This window comes from Arthrobacter sp. HMWF013 (assembly GCF_003061105.1).
GTDB lineage: Bacteria > Actinomycetota > Actinomycetes > Actinomycetales > Micrococcaceae > Arthrobacter.
Map to the genome: position 1 here is coordinate 11572 of NZ_QAIQ01000660.1, position 531 is coordinate 12102.

Annotated in this window: 1 protein-coding gene; it reads right to left on the minus strand. The window is 72.9% G+C overall.

Annotated elements, in window-relative coordinates; translation table 11 throughout:
• A partial coding sequence (locus tag DBR22_RS24985) for an ATP-binding cassette domain-containing protein (RefSeq protein ID WP_308810253.1) occupies window positions 1-502 on the minus strand: 502 nt, incomplete at its 3' end.
• Between the last annotated feature and the right edge of the window lie 29 nt (window positions 503-531).

Genomic DNA, 531 nt, shown 5'->3' on the forward strand with positions numbered 1-531 from the left:
CGGCGTCACGGGCCGCGGAGGAGGCTGTGCCGTGGTCCGGGGAGTCCGCGGGCCCGGTTTCAGCCTGATCCCCGGGGGCGGGAACGCCCAGCATGAGGTTGCCACGCAGGGTCGAATCGAACAGGTGCGCCTCCTGCGGGCACCAGGCTGCGGTCCCGGTCACCGCGGCCCTGCCGGCCGCTGCCGGGAGGAACCCCAGGAGCACCGAGAGGAGTGTGGACTTACCCGCGCCGGACGGGCCAGTCACCGCGAGCCAGCGGCCCGGCCCGGCACTGGCGGATACTCCGGAGAACACTGTCCCGCCACCGGGCCAGGCTGCCGCGAGGTTGGACAGCTCCACACCGGCGGCGCCGCCGGCGCGGGCCGGGACGTTGTACAGCCCGTCCCCCTCAGCGGCCTCCGCAGTGCCATCAAGGACTCCGGACTCCGCGACGCGCCGCATGACTGCACGAAGGGCAGGGTACTGGCGGACCGCCGTCGTCATGGCAGCGTACGGTTCCACGAGCGCAAGCTGCAGGAGAACGATCACAG